This is a genomic window from Streptomyces sp. L500 (assembly GCF_054551825.1).
Window position 1 is genome coordinate 25,522 of record NZ_JBTOLC010000031.1, and the last position, 13,925, is coordinate 39,446.

General features: G+C 73.0%; 13 protein-coding genes and 1 pseudogene. 5 read left to right on the forward strand and 9 right to left on the reverse strand.

Annotated features, from left to right (window positions below):
• Positions 1-414: 414 nt before the first annotated feature.
• Positions 415-2,103: an aa3-type cytochrome oxidase subunit I gene (gene ctaD, locus ACX9I7_RS23975; RefSeq protein WP_387576985.1), complete on the forward strand. Its 1,689-nt coding sequence runs from the start codon at positions 415-417 to the stop codon at positions 2,101-2,103.
• Between the two features lie 9 nt (positions 2,104-2,112).
• Here the strand turns inward: ctaD and ACX9I7_RS23980 are convergent, their stop codons facing one another.
• Together ACX9I7_RS23980 and ACX9I7_RS23985 are read right to left on the reverse strand one after the other, a co-directional pair.
• Entirely contained in the window at positions 2,113-2,976 is an 864-nt protein-coding gene (locus ACX9I7_RS23980; protein WP_459388461.1) for a hypothetical protein, read from the reverse strand.
• Positions 2,977-3,074: 98 nt separating this feature from the next.
• Positions 3,075-4,325 carry a glycosyltransferase family 4 protein gene (locus tag ACX9I7_RS23985; RefSeq protein WP_459388462.1) on the reverse strand — a complete coding sequence of 417 codons (1,251 nt, stop codon included), beginning with the start codon at positions 4,323-4,325 and terminating at the stop codon, positions 3,075-3,077.
• A gap of 264 nt (positions 4,326-4,589) precedes the next feature.
• On the opposite strand from ACX9I7_RS23985, the gene ACX9I7_RS23990 reads away from it, so the two are divergent.
• Positions 4,590-5,372: a hypothetical protein gene (locus ACX9I7_RS23990; RefSeq protein ID WP_387576979.1), complete on the forward strand. Its 783-nt coding sequence runs from the start codon at positions 4,590-4,592 to the stop codon at positions 5,370-5,372.
• Positions 5,373-5,578: 206 nt separating this feature from the next.
• Complete coding sequence (locus ACX9I7_RS23995) at positions 5,579-5,893, forward strand: hypothetical protein (RefSeq protein WP_387576977.1); 315 nt, start codon at positions 5,579-5,581, stop codon at positions 5,891-5,893.
• 126 nt (positions 5,894-6,019) lie between these two features.
• On the opposite strand, the gene der is transcribed toward ACX9I7_RS23995, so the two are convergent.
• From der to ACX9I7_RS24015, 4 genes are all read right to left on the reverse strand, one after another.
• Positions 6,020-7,480: a ribosome biogenesis GTPase Der gene (gene der, locus ACX9I7_RS24000; RefSeq protein ID WP_387576975.1), complete on the reverse strand. Its 1,461-nt coding sequence runs from the start codon at positions 7,478-7,480 to the stop codon at positions 6,020-6,022.
• Positions 7,481-7,545: 65 nt separating this feature from the next.
• Positions 7,546-8,133, reverse strand: coding sequence for a lysophospholipid acyltransferase family protein (locus ACX9I7_RS24005; RefSeq protein ID WP_387577226.1), 588 nt, complete (start codon positions 8,131-8,133; stop codon positions 7,546-7,548).
• Between the two features lie 44 nt (positions 8,134-8,177).
• Complete coding sequence (gene cmk / locus ACX9I7_RS24010; RefSeq protein ID WP_387576973.1) at positions 8,178-8,891, reverse strand: (d)CMP kinase; 714 nt, start codon at positions 8,889-8,891, stop codon at positions 8,178-8,180.
• A gap of 110 nt (positions 8,892-9,001) precedes the next feature.
• Positions 9,002-10,087, reverse strand: a complete 1,086-nt coding sequence (locus tag ACX9I7_RS24015) for a prephenate dehydrogenase (protein WP_459388463.1) — start codon at positions 10,085-10,087, stop codon at positions 9,002-9,004.
• A gap of 67 nt (positions 10,088-10,154) precedes the next feature.
• Between ACX9I7_RS24015 and ACX9I7_RS24020 the strand changes: the two genes are divergently transcribed.
• Positions 10,155-10,517: a DUF952 domain-containing protein gene (locus ACX9I7_RS24020; RefSeq protein WP_387576969.1), complete on the forward strand. Its 363-nt coding sequence runs from the start codon at positions 10,155-10,157 to the stop codon at positions 10,515-10,517.
• A gap of 54 nt (positions 10,518-10,571) precedes the next feature.
• A pseudogene (locus tag ACX9I7_RS24025) lies at positions 10,572-10,835 on the forward strand (nucleotidyltransferase); the annotation flags it as partial.
• 54 nt (positions 10,836-10,889) lie between these two features.
• Here the strand turns inward: ACX9I7_RS24025 and ACX9I7_RS24030 are convergent.
• The 3 genes from ACX9I7_RS24030 to ACX9I7_RS24040 are packed head-to-tail and all read right to left on the reverse strand — an operon-like array spanning position 10,890 to position 13,857.
• A complete protein-coding gene (locus ACX9I7_RS24030) occupies positions 10,890-12,191 on the reverse strand; it encodes a pseudouridine synthase (protein WP_459388464.1) in 1,302 nt (433 codons plus the stop codon).
• Positions 12,191-12,829 (reverse strand): SMC-Scp complex subunit ScpB, encoded by a 639-nt coding sequence (scpB, locus tag ACX9I7_RS24035; RefSeq protein ID WP_358621980.1) that lies wholly within the window; start codon positions 12,827-12,829, stop codon positions 12,191-12,193. Before scpB ends, ACX9I7_RS24030 begins: the two co-directional genes overlap by 1 nt.
• Positions 12,826-13,857 (reverse strand): segregation and condensation protein A, encoded by a 1,032-nt coding sequence (locus ACX9I7_RS24040; RefSeq protein ID WP_387576963.1) that lies wholly within the window; start codon positions 13,855-13,857, stop codon positions 12,826-12,828. Before ACX9I7_RS24040 ends, scpB begins: the two co-directional genes overlap by 4 nt.
• Positions 13,858-13,925 lie beyond the last annotated feature (68 nt).

A 13,925-nucleotide genomic window follows, 5' to 3' on the forward strand; every position in this document is an offset into this window, starting at 1 on the left:
GCCGGGCGGGGCGTCGCCCAGCCTCCCGTCGCCGCAGGGTCCGCCACTGGTCACACTTCTGTCACAGTGACCCCGAGGGGGTTTACGCCGAATTCCCTCACCCCCACGGGGTGTTCCTTTTCCCTCGCGACGCCTCCACAAAAACTCGCCGGTGAATTCACCACTCCTTCCCGGACGCCCCTCCGGCAACTCCCCCGGAGCCCCGGCGAATTCCCGCCCCGCACCCCTGCCCGGCATTGATCCACGGGAATTACCAGGGGTACGGCCCTATCGGCGCGAGAGCCATCGGAATTTCGTGTTCCGGAACGTCCCGGGGGTGAGGCACCCTCGCGCGCGCGGCGCCACCGGAGCATCATGGCGGGTGCCCGCGAGGACACTCGCGTATCCGAGAGCACCACAAGCGAGGGGGCACGGATGGGGACCGACACCGCGCAGGCCGCCGCGGCCGGACCGGCCGGGCCGGCCGGGGAGCGCAGCCCCGGCCGGATCATCGTGGACTGGCTGACGACCACCGACCACAAGAAGATCGGGAACCTCTACCTGATCACATCGTTCGGCTTCTTCCTCATCGGCGGGCTGCTCGCCATGCTGATGCGGGCCGAGCTGGCCCGCCCCGGGCTCCAGCTGATGACCAACGAGCAGTTCAACGAGGCGTTCACCGCGCACGGCACGATCATGCTGCTGCTGTTCGCCACCCCGGCCTTCGCCGGCTTCGCCAACGCGATCATGCCGCTGCAGATCGGCTCGCCGGACGTGGCCTTCCCCCGGCTGAACATGTTCGCCTACTGGCTCTATCTCTTCGGCGGGCTGATCGTGGTCTCCAGCCTGCTGATGCCCGAGGGCGGCGCCGCCTTCGGCTGGACCGCCTACGCCCCGCTGAACAGCGCGGTCCGCTCACCGGGCATGGGCGCCGACATGTGGATCATGGGGCTGGCCCTCTCCGGCTTCGGCACCATCCTCGGCGCGGTCAACTTCCTGACCACGGTCATCGGGATGCGCGCCCCCGGGATGACGATGTTCCGGATGCCGGTCTTCACCTGGAACGTGCTCTTCACCTCGATCCTCATCCTCCTCGCCTTCCCCGTGCTGGCGGCTGCGCTGCTCAGCCTGGAGGCGGATCGGCGGTTCGGGGCCCTGGTCTTCGAACCCCAGTGGGGCGGGGCGCTGCTGTGGCAGCACCTGTTCTGGTTCTTCGGCCACCCCGAGGTGTACATCATCGCGCTGCCGTTCTTCGGCATCATCACCGAGATCATCCCGGTGTTCTCCCGCAAGCCGATCTTCGGCTACCTGACGCTGATCGGCGCCACCATGACCATCACGGCCCTGTCGGTGGTGGTCTGGGCGCACCACATGTTCGCCACCGGAGCGGTGCTGCTGCCCTTCTTCTCGTTCATGTCGTTCCTGATCGCGGTGCCGACCGGGGTGAAGTTCTTCAACTGGATCGGCACGATGTGGAAGGGCTCGCTGTCCTTCGAGACGCCCATGCTGTGGGCGGTGGGCTTCCTGGTGAGCTTCCTCTTCGGCGGCCTGACCGGGGTGATCCTCGCCTCGCCGCCGCTGGACTTCCACGTCACCGACACCTACTTCGTCGTGGCCCACTTCCACTACGTGGTCTTCGGCACGGTGGTCTTCGCGACGTTCGCCGGCTTCTACTTCTGGTGGCCGAAGCTCACCGGCAAGATGCTGGACGAGCGGCTGGGGAAGATGCACTTCTGGACCCTGTTCACCGGCTTCCACCTCACCTTCCTCGTCCAGCACTGGCTGGGCGCCGAGGGGATGCCCCGCCGCTACGCCGACTACCTGGCGGCCGACGGCTTCACCGCGCTCAACACCGTCTCCTCCATCGGGGCGTTCCTGCTGGGCCTGTCCAATCTGCCCTTCTTCCACAACGTCTGGAAGACCGCCAGGTACGGGAAGAAGATCGAGGTGGACGACCCCTGGGGCTTCGGGCGCTCCCTGGAGTGGGCGACCTCCTGCCCGCCGCCCCGGCACAACTTCACCCGCATCCCGCGCATCCGCTCCGAGTCCCCGGCCTTCGACCTCCACCACCCGGAGACCGCCCGGCCTGAACGGCCGCACGCCCCGGCCGGGTCCGCCGGCTGAGCCCGGCCGCTACCGGCCGGCCGTCGGCGGGCGCTCGACGACGCGCACCGAAAGGTCGTTGTCGGCGGTGTAGTACGGGCCCGCCTGGGCAGGGGCACGCGGGGAGGTCACGTCCCGCGCCGGATAGACGAAGACGTGCTTCTTGTCGGCGACGTCGTCCAGGATGCGGGCCAGGCGGACCGGGGTCCCCTCCGGTCCGCGCAGCCACAGGTCCCACACCTGCGGGCCGCCCCGCCACTCCTCGCACAGCCCGGCGAAGGGGAGGGCGAAGGCGAACTCCTGCCCCTCGGCGGCGGTGAGCGGGACCGTGACGGTCGGGCCCGTCCGCCGGCAGCGGGCCTCCACGACCGCGCCCGCCAGCCAGGCCCCGGGGTCCTCCACCCGGTAGAGGGTGCCCCGGACGGTTATGCCCTCGGGGTCGACGAGCACGTCCCCGGCCTCCGCGTGGGGGGCGCGCTGCCAGCTGCGCAGCGAGAGGTTGCCGTGCTTGGTGGCGTAGGGGATGCGCACGGCCAGCGGGGAGGTGCTGGGGCCGGGCCGGCGGTCGATCAGGGAGCGCAGATCGGCGAGGCCGGGCAGCAGCCGGAGCGTCGTCTCCTCGCCGCAGGCCAGATGGACGTCCCAGCGGCCCTCGGGCAGGGCGACGGTGCTGGGCAGCACGGCCCGCAGCCGGCCGGTCCCGTTGGGGGTGAGCGGCAGCCGGACCTCCTCGTCCTCCTCCCCGCCGCGCGGGCGCAGCACGAGCGCGGCGGACCAGTGGGCGTCGGCGGCGCGGCCGGGGGCGTCGAGGTCGAAGGTGAGCCCGCCCGCGGAGTCCGCGATGCAGTCGGCGCTGGGGTTCCCCGCGCCGGCGGACAGGGGAGGGGCAGACACGATGACGCACTCCTCGGAAGTGGTGGTCGGGGCCGGCGGGGCGGCCTCGGTGGACGGGCGGTCCCCGGCCCGCTCAGGCACGGTGGGCTGGGTCGGCGTCATGCGGCGCGTACTTTCCGCAGTGCGGAGCGGCCCCGGTCCTTGGCCTGGAAGGCCGTGCTGAGCAGGGCGCCCCGGGTGCGGTGGAGCCCGCCCCGGAGGCCGCCGCGGGTGCGCAGCCCGGCGAACAGGGACTCGTAGCGGGCGGCGACGGCCGCGGGGTCGAAGCGCGCCGAGCTCGCCAGCGCCGCCGCGCCCATGCGCCGGCGCAGCTCGTCGTCGCCGATCAGCCGCAGCAGCCCGGCGGCGATGGCCTCGGTCCTCCCGACGGGCACCAGCAGGCCGTCGGTGCCGTCGGTGATGATCTCGCCGGGCCCGTGCGGGCAGTCGGTGGCGACCACCGGCAGCCCGCAGCGCATGGCCTCGACGATCGTCATGCCGAAGGACTCCAGGCTGGAGGTGACCGCGCCGATGGACCCCTTGACCCACTCGGCTTCCAGGGGGTTGGCGGGGCCCATGAGGTAGACGTGGTTGTAGAGGCCGAGCTTCTCGATCAGTGCCCGCAGCCGGGCGCGCTCGGCACCGGCGCCGTAGATCCGCAGCCGCCAGTCGGGGCGCTCGGCCACGACCAGGGCGAAGGCCCGGACGAGCACGTCGTAGCGCTTGACGGGGGCCAGCCGCCCGGCCGCGATCACCCATTTTCCGCTGCCGTCGGCGGGCGCGACCGCCGGGACGGGCACCCCGTTGGGCACCGCCTCGACGCGCACTCCGGGCAGCCGCATCAGCCGCCGGTAGGTGCGCGCGTCCGCCTCGGTCACGGTGGTGACGGCGTCGAGGCGCGGATAGTGCGCCCGCAGCACGCGCTTGAGCCGCTCGGAGTGGGTGCCGAGCGTCAGGTGCTCCTGGCCCACGCGGACCGGGCCGCGCCGGGCCTGCTGGGCGATGTGGACGTTGAGGCCGGGCCGGGTGCCGACGACCACGTCGCAGTCCAGGCGGCGCAGGTGCTCGGCGATCCGGCGGTCCGTCAGGGCGCTGTACTGCCCGTGGCGTCCCTCGGCGGCGGGGAAGACGACGGCGGGGCGCCCGTGCTCCGGGTCGTCGCCCTCGTAGCCGGGGCCGCCTCTGCGCAGATCCACCAGGTGCCTCAGCCGCACCTTGCCGCCGGGGGCGAGAACGGGCTGCTCGCGGTGCCGGAAGACGGAGACGATCTCCACGTCGTGCTGCTCGGCGAGGGTGCCGGCGAGGGTGGAGGTGGTCCGGACCGTGCCGCCGATCCCGTACGCGTTGTGGATCAGGAATGAGATGCGCATTCGTCCCCATGCCGCCGTATGCCGCGGATCCGTCCCGGGCCCGCCTCTACCGAGAGGTTAGACCGTGGGCGGGGGCCCGGGGTTGGCCTTGATCGCCAAGTCGTGCCGCAAGCGTTGCCCCATCGGTAGTCGCGTCCGGGAACTTTTCCGGAGCGTGACCCATGCCATGGATCCTCCGTTGTCTCCTTACGAGCCGGGAACCGCCCGGCTCGACCGCGCCCTGCGATGAGAACAACCGACCTACCTAGGTTTCGAGGAGCCCCCGTGCCGCGCATGCTCGATGTCAGCGACGAGGTACGTGCCGAGATCGGCGACGAAGAGGCGGAGCGACTGCTCGGCGGCGAGAACGCCCCGGATGTGTACGACTGCACCTCCTGCCGTACCCCCGGCCACACCGGCCAGGTGCCCACCAGCACCGTGCTGTTCGTCGGCGAGGAGACGGCCGTGCTGGCCTTCGCCCACGCCAGTTGCATTCCCTCCCAGGTCGTCCCGGTCGCCGAGGCGCAGCTCCAGGGCGCCGTCGCCTCCATCACGGCCGAGGGCGGCGCGACGGGCGTCCCCCGCGAGATCCCGCTCCAGGCCGAGCTCGGGGTGACGAGCGGGCTGGTGCTGGTCGGCGGCGAGGTGCAGCCGGCGCTGGTGGTCGAGCCGCTGGGGCCGATCGCCCGCCCGGGCACCACCGGGCCGGTGGACGTCTTCCTGGAGCTGCTCCACGAGCAGGGCTTCGCCCCGGTCACCGACGTCGAGCAGGCCCCGGCGGCGCTGCCGGGCTGGTCGGTGCTGCTCGCCATGGGCCGGCTGCACGCGGTCCTCCAGCCGCCGGCCGGCGGCACCGCGCCCCAGGCGTGGTGGCAGGCGCACCAGGCGATGCAGGTCGCCGACGGCTGGCGGGCAGCCGTCAACAAGACGCGCCGGGTGCTGGTCTACTGCGCCCCGGCGGGGACGATCGGCTCCCAGCCCCGGGAGGACCTGCTGCGGGAGGCACTGGACCGGGCCGCGGCGTCCGGGCGTCTGGTGGGGGCGGCCATGCCGCTCGCGGGCACATGAACGGGGGGCGCGTGAACGGGCACGGGGCGGACGAGCCGGAGTCGCACTCCTCGGTAAACCAGGACTTTTATCCTGTAGTCCACCCGGGCGGGATGCTCCCCGCCATCCATTCGCCGCGTGGACCGCATCCGACGGGCCTTGAGGTCGTTGGCAGGGATGTGTACTCATACGAACCCGCACGGACCTCGTACAACCACATCCCCGGCATGCGGCCACCCCGCGACGCCTCCTCGGAGAGTCACCCCGCCTCGGTCACCCCGATCTTCGACGCCCTCTGCTCCGAATACCGGCGGGCCTTCCGGGCCCTGCCCGGTGACCGCTCCGGCGAGGAGGAGCTGACCTTCAAGGCCTTCGGCCACCGCGGCACCTACGGCTACGCGGGTCAGCTCACCGGCCCGGCCGCGTACCCCGGTTCCTCGGGGTACAACGCGGTCTGGGATTCGTACTACGGACGGCAGCGCGGTGGTCAGCTGCCCGCGCTGCCCCCGGGGCAGCGGGACGGCCGCGGCCGGGGCTTCTGACCCGACGGCCCCGGGCCCCGAGCCGCCCCGGCGTGCTCCGCGTCACTTCTTCCTGCCGCGCTTCTCCCGGCTGTGCCCATCCGGGGGGTGACCCCCGGACCCCCAGCCGCCCCGGGGCACCCGGCGTTACTTCTTCTTGCCGCGCTTCTCCCGGACGCGCACCGAGATGTGGATCGGCGTGCCCTCGAAGCCGAACTCCTCGCGCAGTCGGCGCTCGACGAAGCGGCGGTAACCGGCCTCCAGGAAGCCGGAGGCGAAGAGCACGAAACGCGGCGGCTTGGTGCCCGCCTGCGTACCGAAGAGGATGCGCGGCTGCTTGCCGCCCCGGATCGGGTGCGGGTGGGCCGCGACGAGCTCACCGAGGAAGGCGTTCAGCCGACCGGTGGGGACCCGGGTCTCCCAGCCCGCCAGCGCCGTCTCGATCGCCGGGACGAGCTTCTCCATGTGCCGGCCGGTACGGGCCGAGACATTGACCCGCGGCGCCCACGCGACCTGCTGGAGCTCGGTCTCGATCTCCCGCTCCAGGTAGTAGCGGCGCTCCTCGTCGAGGTTGTCCCACTTGTTGTAGGCGATGACCATGGCACGGCCGGCCTCGACGGCCATGGTGATGATGCGCTGGTCCTGGACCGAGATGCTCTCGCTCGCGTCGATCAGGATGACCGCGACCTCGGCCTTCTCGACGGCGGCCGCCGTCCGCAGGGAGGCGTAGTAGTCGGCGCCCTCCTGGAGGTGGACGCGCTTGCGGATGCCCGCCGTGTCCACGAACTTCCAGGTGGTGCCGCCCAGCTCGATCAGCTCGTCGACCGGGTCACGGGTGGTGCCGGCCAGCTCGTTGACGACGACCCGCTCCTCGCCCGCGACCTTGTTCAGCAGGGAGGACTTGCCGACGTTCGGACGGCCGATCAGCGCGATGCGGCGCGGCCCGCCGAGCACCCCGCCGAAGGTCTGGGCCGGGGCCTCGGGCAGCGCCTTGAGGACCTCGTCGAGCATGTCGCCGGTGCCACGGCCGTGCAGCGCGGAGACCGGCATCGGCTCGCCCAGGCCCAGCGACCACAGCATGGCGGCGTCGGCCTCGGCGGAGGGGCCGTCGACCTTGTTGGCGCACAGCACGACGGGCTTGCCGGCCCGGCGCAGCAGCTTCACCACGGCCTCGTCGGTGTCGGTGGCGCCGACGGAGGAGTCCACGACGAAGACCACCGCGTCGGCGGCCTCGATCGCGTACTCCGCCTGGGCGGCGACGGACGCGTCGATGCCGAGGACGTCCTGCTCCCAGCCGCCGGTGTCGACGACCTTGAAGCGGCGGCCGGCCCACTCGGCCTCGTAGGTGACGCGGTCGCGGGTGACGCCGGGCTTGTCCTCGACGACGGCCTCGCGGCGGCCGATGATGCGGTTCACCAGCGTCGACTTGCCGACGTTGGGGCGGCCGACGACGGCGAGCACGGGCAGCGGGCCGTGCCCGGCCTCGCCGAGCGCGCCCTCGATCTCCTCGGCGTCGAAGCCCTCCTGCGCCGCGAGCTCCATGAACTCCGCGTACTCGGCGTCGCCAAGCTCACCGTGCTCGTCGCCGGTGTGGATCTGGTCGTCCATGAAGTCCGTTCCTCGTTCTTCTGTATCGTCGGCGGACCCTTACGGCCCGCTACTTCAAGTCTCGGTCAGCGGCCGGTCAGCCGCTTGGCGTCCGCCAGGTGGGCGCCCAGGCGCTCCTGGATGCGCGTGGTCGCCTCGTCCAGCGCCTTGCGGGTGCGCCTGCCGCTGCCGTCGCCCGCCTCGAACGGGTCTCCGAAGACCACGTCGACGCGACTACGCAGGGGCGGCAGCCCCGGAACGGCCCGGCTCTTCGCCTCGCCGCTGCCCAGCACCGCCACCGGGACGATCGGCGCGCCCGACCGTACGGCGAAGTAGGCCAGGCCCGCGCGGAGCGAGGCGAAGTCGCCCTCGCCCCGGGTGCCCTCGGGGAAGATGCCCAGGACCCCGCCGTCCTCCAGCACGCCCAGCGCGCCGGCGATGGCCGTGCGGTCGGTGCCCGTGCGGTCGACCTCCAGCTGGCCGATGCCGCGCAGGAAGGCGCCGAGCGGGCCCACGAACGCTTCCTTCTTGATCAGGAAGTGCACGGGCCGGGGGGCGGTACCCATGATCATCGGGCCGTCGACGTTATGGGTGTGGTTGACGGCCAGTATGCAGGGCCCGGTGGCGGGCACCCGCCAGGCGCCCAGCACCCGGGGCTTCCACAGCCCGTACATCAGGCCGATGCCGATCCGCCGCCCGACGGCGGCACCGGAGGAGGTCACGCCGACCGCTTCTCCTCCACCAGGGTCACCACGCACTCGATGACCTGCTCCAACGTCAGCTCGGTAGTGTCCACCTCGACGGCGTCGGCGGCCTTCGCCAGCGGCGACGTCTTCCGGCCGGAGTCGGCCGCGTCCCGCTTGACCAGGGCGGCCTGCGTGGCGGCCAGGTCGGTGGACTCCTTGCCCTTGAGCTCACCGCTGCGGCGGGCGGCCCGCGCCTCCGGGGAGGCGGTGAGGAAGATCTTGACGTCGGCGTCCGGCAGCACGGTGGTGCCGATGTCCCGGCCCTCGACGACGATGCCGTACGGCGCCTCGGCGGCGATGGCGCGCTGCAGCTCGGTCATCCGGGTGCGCACCTCGGGCACGGCGCTGACCGCGCTGACGGCCCCGGTGACCTCCTGGGTGCGGATGGGCGCCGAGGCGTCCGCGCCGTCGACCGTGATCGTGGGCGCGGACGGGTCGGTACCGGAGACGATCTCCGGCTTGCCCGCGGCGTCGGCCACGGCGGCCGGGTCGTTCACATCGATGCCGTTGCTCAGCATCCACCAGGTGATCGCCCGGTACTGGGCGCCGGTGTCCAGGTAGCGCAGGCCGAGCTTGGCGGCCACGGCCTTGGACGTGCTGGACTTGCCCGTGCCGGAGGGGCCGTCGATGCCGACGACGACTGCTGCCGGAGCGGTCCGGGCGGCGGTTTCCACGGTGTTGGGCACCTTCCTCGTACACGGGGCGTTTCCTGGCGGATCGCCTTGATGGCTCACTCAAGGTTACTGGCTCGCCGGACCGCCCCGCGCCGCCCTGCGGCCCCCGGGCCGTACGGGCCCTACTGGCGGACCGCCCAGCCCCGGTCGCGCAGCGTCGCGGCCAGGCCCGCCGCGGCGGAGGGCTCGACCATCAGCTGGATCAGACCCGACTGCTGGCCCGTGGCGTGCTCGATGCGGACGTCCTCGATGTTGACGCCCGCGCGGCCCGCGTCCGCGAAGATCCGGGCCAGCTCGCCCGGCTGGTCGCCGATGAGGACGATCACCGTCTCGTAGGTGGCCGGGGCCGCGCCGTGCTTGCCCGGCACCCGGGCCCGGCCGTCGTTGCCGCGCCGCAGCACGTCCTCGATGCCGGCCACGCCGCCCGCCCGCTTGTCCTCGTCGGCGGACTCCAGGGCGCGCAGCGCCCGTACGGTCTCGTCGAGGTCGGCGGCGACGCCCGCGAGGACGTCGGCCACCGGGCCGGGGTTGGCCGAGAGGATGTCGAGCCACATCCGGGGGTCGGAGGCGGCGATCCGGGTGACGTCGCGGATGCCCTGGCCGCACAGGCGCACGGCCGTGTCGTCGGCGTTCCGCAGCCGGGCGGCGACCATGCTGGAGATCAGCTGCGGGGTGTGGGAGACCAGCGCGACGGCCCGGTCGTGGGCGTCGGCGTCCATCACCACGGGCACCGCCCGGCACAGGGCGACCAGCTCGAGGGCGAGGTTGAGGACCTCGGTGTCGGTCTCGCGGGTCGGGGTGAGCACCCAGGGCCGGCCCTCGAACAGGTCGGCGATGGCCGCCATGGGCCCGGAGCGCTCCCGGCCGGCCATCGGGTGGGTGCCCAGGTAGCCGCTGAGGTCGCAGCCGAGCGCCTCCAGCTCGCGGCGGGGGCCGCCCTTGACGCTGGCGACGTCGAGATAGGCCCGGGCGAGACCGCCCCGGATCGCCTCGGCGAGGGTCGCCGCGACGTGCGCGGGGGGCACGGCCACGATGGCGAGGTCCACGGGCCCGTCGGGCGCCTGGTCCGTGCCGGCGCCGCGCGCCGCGGCCGTTCGGGCCTGGGCGGGGTCGTGGTCCATCAGGTGCACCCGCACACCGCGGCCCGCGAGGGCGAGGGCGGCGGACGTGCCGATCAGTCCGGTTCCGATGACGAGGGCGGTTCTCACGCCCCCAGCCTAGTGGGGCGGCCGGGGCGGCATGATCGGAAAGGCCCCGTCGGGTAGAACGATGTCCATGATCTATCACGTGGTGCCCCTGGACGACTGGCTCGCCGTGCCCGACCGTCCCTACTCCCCCGCCTCCCTCTCCGAGGAGGGCTTCGTCCACTGCTCGCCCGACGAGGAGACCACGCTGGCCGTGGCGACGGCGTTCTACCGCGAGGTGCCGGGACCACTGATGGTGCTGCTGATCGACGAGCACAAGCTGGACGTGATGGTCCGCTGGGAGGCCGCCGCCCCCGCCCCGCCGCCCGGCGTGGCCCCCGGCACCCTTTTCCCTCACGTCTTCGGCCGGATCACGCGTGACGCGGTCGAGGGGATGATGGAGATCCAGCGCGACGAGGAGGGCCGGGCGACGGGCCTGACGGTGTGGTCGTGACCCCGGTTTAACCGGATGACGGGCGGGTCGAGCACGTGGACGCGACGGGGCGCGAGCTTCCGCGATCTGCTGCGCACGGGGGCGCTGACGCTGGACGTCGGGGAGGGCCGGGAGGGGCTGCTGGCGGTGCGGCGCGGCGAGGTGCCGTGGGTGCGCGTCGAGGCGTGGGCGGCCCGGCTCTTCGAGGAGTGCGAGGAGGCCCTGCGGGGCACGCCGCTGCCGGAGGAGCCGGACACGGCCCGTGTGGAGGACTTCCTCGTACGCGTCCGCCGGACTGGCGTTGTGCCTTGTCCTCAAGCGCCGGACGGGCCTGAGTAGCCCGTCCGGCGTTCGAGGACCGGGGTCCGGGGCGGAGCCCCGGGAGAACGCGACCTACAGGTCGACCTCGCGCATCAGCATGCCGACCTCCGTGTTGGTCAGGCGGCGCAGCCAGCCCGACTTCTGGTCGCCCAGGGCGATGGGGCCGAAGGAGGTGCGGACGAGCTTCTCGACCGGGAAGCCCGCCTCGGCGAGCATCCGGCGGACGATGTGCTTGCGGCCCTCGTGGAGGGTGACCTCGACGAGGTAGTTCTTGCCGGTCTGCTGGATGACGCGGAAGTTGTCCGCGCGGGCCCAGCCGTCCTCCAGCTGGATGCCGCTCTTGAGCTGCTTGCCGATGTCGCGCGGCAGCGGGCCCGTGATGGCGGCCAGGTACGTCTTCTGCACGCCGTACTTGGGGTGCGTGAGGCGATGGGCCAGCTCACCGTGGTTGGTGAGCAGGATGATTCCCTCGGTCTCCGTGTCGAGCCGGCCCACGTGGAAGAGGCGGGTCTCCCGGTTGGTGACGTAGTCGCCGAGGCACTGGCGGCCGTCCGGGTCCTCCATGGTGGAGACGACGCCGGCCGGCTTGTTCAGCGCGAAGAACAGGTACGACTGGGTGGCGACCGTCAGGCCGTCGACCTTGATCTCGTCCTTCTCCGGGTCGACGCGCATGCCCTGCTCGGTGACGATCTCGCCGTTGACCTCGACGCGGGCCATCTCGATCAGCTCTTCGCAGGCGCGGCGCGAGCCCATGCCGGCACGGGCCAGCACCTTCTGCAGCCGCTCGCCCTCCTGCTCGGCGCCGGGGAAGGTCTTGGGCGTCTTCACCTGCGGCTTGTTGTGCCGCTCCCGGTTGCGCTCCTCGATCTTGGCGTCGAGCTCGCGCGGGCGGGCGGGGGCGTAGCCGTGGCCGCGGGCGGGCCCGCTGCTGCGGCCGCCGGAGCCGGCCGTGGAGCTCCGCTTGGGGCCGCCCTTGGCACCGCCACGGGCCGCCGCGCCGCGGCCGCTCGTGGGACCGCTCTGACGGCCGCTGGTGGCACCGCCACGGGTGCGCTCGGCGTCGGGACCCACGTCGTAGCGGCGCTCCTCGGGGCGCGGACGGCGCGGACGCTCCTGCTGCCGGTCGTCACGACGGTCGTCGCGGCGGTCGTCACGACGGTCCCCGCCGCGACCGCCCTCGTAGCGCCCGCCCTCGGAGCGACCGCCGTAGCCGCCACCGCCGTAGCCGCCGGAGCGGCCGCCGCTCTCGGGGCGTCCGCCACCGGAGCGGCCGCCGCCCGGGCGCCCGCCACCGGACCCCGGACGGGGGGACCCTCCTCGGGCACCCCGGTTGTCCCGGTCGCCGCTTCCGCTGTTCCTGCCGCTGCTTCGCATCAAAGTTCCGTCTTGTCGTCCGCTTCGGTGTCCGGGGCATCCGGATCGAATGACGGCACCCCTTCCGGGGAGTCGCCCTCGACCGCTTCCGCCTCGGGGAGGAACGGGGCGAGCTCGGGGAGCTCGTCCAGGCCGCGCAGGCCCATCCGCTCCAGAAAGTAGTTCGTCGTCCTGTACAGGATCGCACCTGTTTCGGGTTCCGTCCCCGCCTCCTCCACCAGGCCTCGCTGGAGGAGGGTGCGCATGACGCCGTCGCAGTTCACTCCGCGTACGGCCGAGACCCGCGAACGGCTGACCGGCTGACGGTACGCGACCACGGCCAGAGTCTCCAGCGCGGCCTGGGTGAGCCGGGCCTGCTGGCCGTCGAGGACGAATGCCTCGACGGCGTCGGCGTACTCGGGACGGGTGAAGAAGCGCCAGCCGCCCGCCACCTGGCGCAGCTCGAAGCCGCGCCCCTGGATCGTGTACTCGTCGGCCAGCTCGCGCAGCGCGTCGGCGATCTCGCGGCGGGGCCGGTCGAGGACCTTCGCGAGGTGCTCGTCGGTGGCCGGCTCGTCGACGACCATCAGGACGGCCTCCAGCGCGGGCTTCAGGGCGAGCCCCGCCACGCCCTCGGGGTACGTCGTGCTCTCGGTCACCGTGCGCTCTCCTCCGGGTCGGTCTCCGGGTCGGTCCCGGAACCGGTCTCCCGATCCGTCTCCGGATCCGTCTCCGGCTCGCGGTCGAACTCGTCGGTCACCAGCGGGGCGGCGTCGGCCGTGCCGCCCGTCCAGCGGACCGTCAGGGCCCCCAGGGCCTCGCCCTGGTCCAGGGCGACGGCCTTCTCGCGGTAGAGCTCCAGCAGGGCCAGGAAGCGCGCCACGACGGTGAGGGTGTCCGCGGCGTCGGCGGTGAGCTGGGCGAAGGTCGCCTCGCCCGCCGTCCGGAGCCGGGCCACGACGACCTCGGCCTGCTCCCGGACGCTGACCAGGGGCGCGTGGATGTGGTCGACGTAGACCTGCGGCGGGGGCTTGGGCCGCATGGCCTTGGCGGCCAGCTCGGCCAGCCGCTCGGGGCCGATGCCGAGGACGACCTCGGGCAGCAGCTCCGCGTGGTGGGGCTCCAGGCCGACCGTACGGGGGTACCGACGGCCCTCGTGGGCCAGCCGGCCGCTGAAGATCTCCGCGATGCGCTTGTACGCCCGGTACTGGAGCAGCCGGGCGAAGAGCAGGTCGCGGGCCTCCAGCAGGGCGAGGTCCGCCTCGTCCTCGACCTCGGCGGCGGGCAGCAGCCGGGCCGCCTTGAGGTCGAGGAGCGTGGCCGCGACGACCAGGAACTCGGTGGTCTGGTCGAGATCGAAGTCGGGGCCCATGGCACGGATGTGCGCCATGAACTCGTCGGTGACCTTGGACAGGGCCACCTCGGTGACGTCGAGCTTGTGCTTGGCGATCAGCTGCAGCAGCAGATCGAAGGGCCCTTCGAAATTCGCCAGCCGAACGGTGAACCGCCCCTCGGCGGGGCCCGGCGTGGGCTCCTCGGGCTCGGGGGCGGCGCTCGGCGGCACCGGCTCGGTGGCAAGGTGTTCGTCGGGGGTGCCGGCGCCGCCGGGGTGAGCCGGCCGGGGCCGGGGGCCCGGGCCGGGGCCCAGGGGTCGGCGGGCCGGGGAGGAGGCGGCGGCTGCGGGCATCGGGTTTCCAGGGTGGGGCGGAGCGGGCCGTACGGCCAGGGACCAGCGAGGCTAGCGCAGCGAAAGCG

Bases quoted from the DNA above. Each gene is read 5' to 3' on its own strand.
- ctaD (WP_387576985.1), top strand. From the start codon at position 415: ATGGGGACCGACACCGCGCAGGCCGCCGCGGCCGGACCGGCCGGGCCG.
- ACX9I7_RS23985 (WP_459388462.1), bottom strand. From the start codon at position 4,325: ATGCGCATCTCATTCCTGATCCACAACGCGTACGGGATCGGCGGCACG.
- ACX9I7_RS23995 (WP_387576977.1), top strand. From the start codon at position 5,579: ATGCGGCCACCCCGCGACGCCTCCTCGGAGAGTCACCCCGCCTCGGTC.
- der (WP_387576975.1), bottom strand. From the start codon at position 7,480: ATGGACGACCAGATCCACACCGGCGACGAGCACGGTGAGCTTGGCGAC.
- ACX9I7_RS24005 (WP_387577226.1), bottom strand. From the start codon at position 8,133: ATGTACGGGCTGTGGAAGCCCCGGGTGCTGGGCGCCTGGCGGGTGCCC.
- ACX9I7_RS24020 (WP_387576969.1), top strand. From the start codon at position 10,155: ATGATCTATCACGTGGTGCCCCTGGACGACTGGCTCGCCGTGCCCGAC.
- ACX9I7_RS24030 (WP_459388464.1), bottom strand. From the start codon at position 12,191: ATGCGAAGCAGCGGCAGGAACAGCGGAAGCGGCGACCGGGACAACCGG.
- ACX9I7_RS24040 (WP_387576963.1), bottom strand. From the start codon at position 13,857: ATGCCCGCAGCCGCCGCCTCCTCCCCGGCCCGCCGACCCCTGGGCCCC.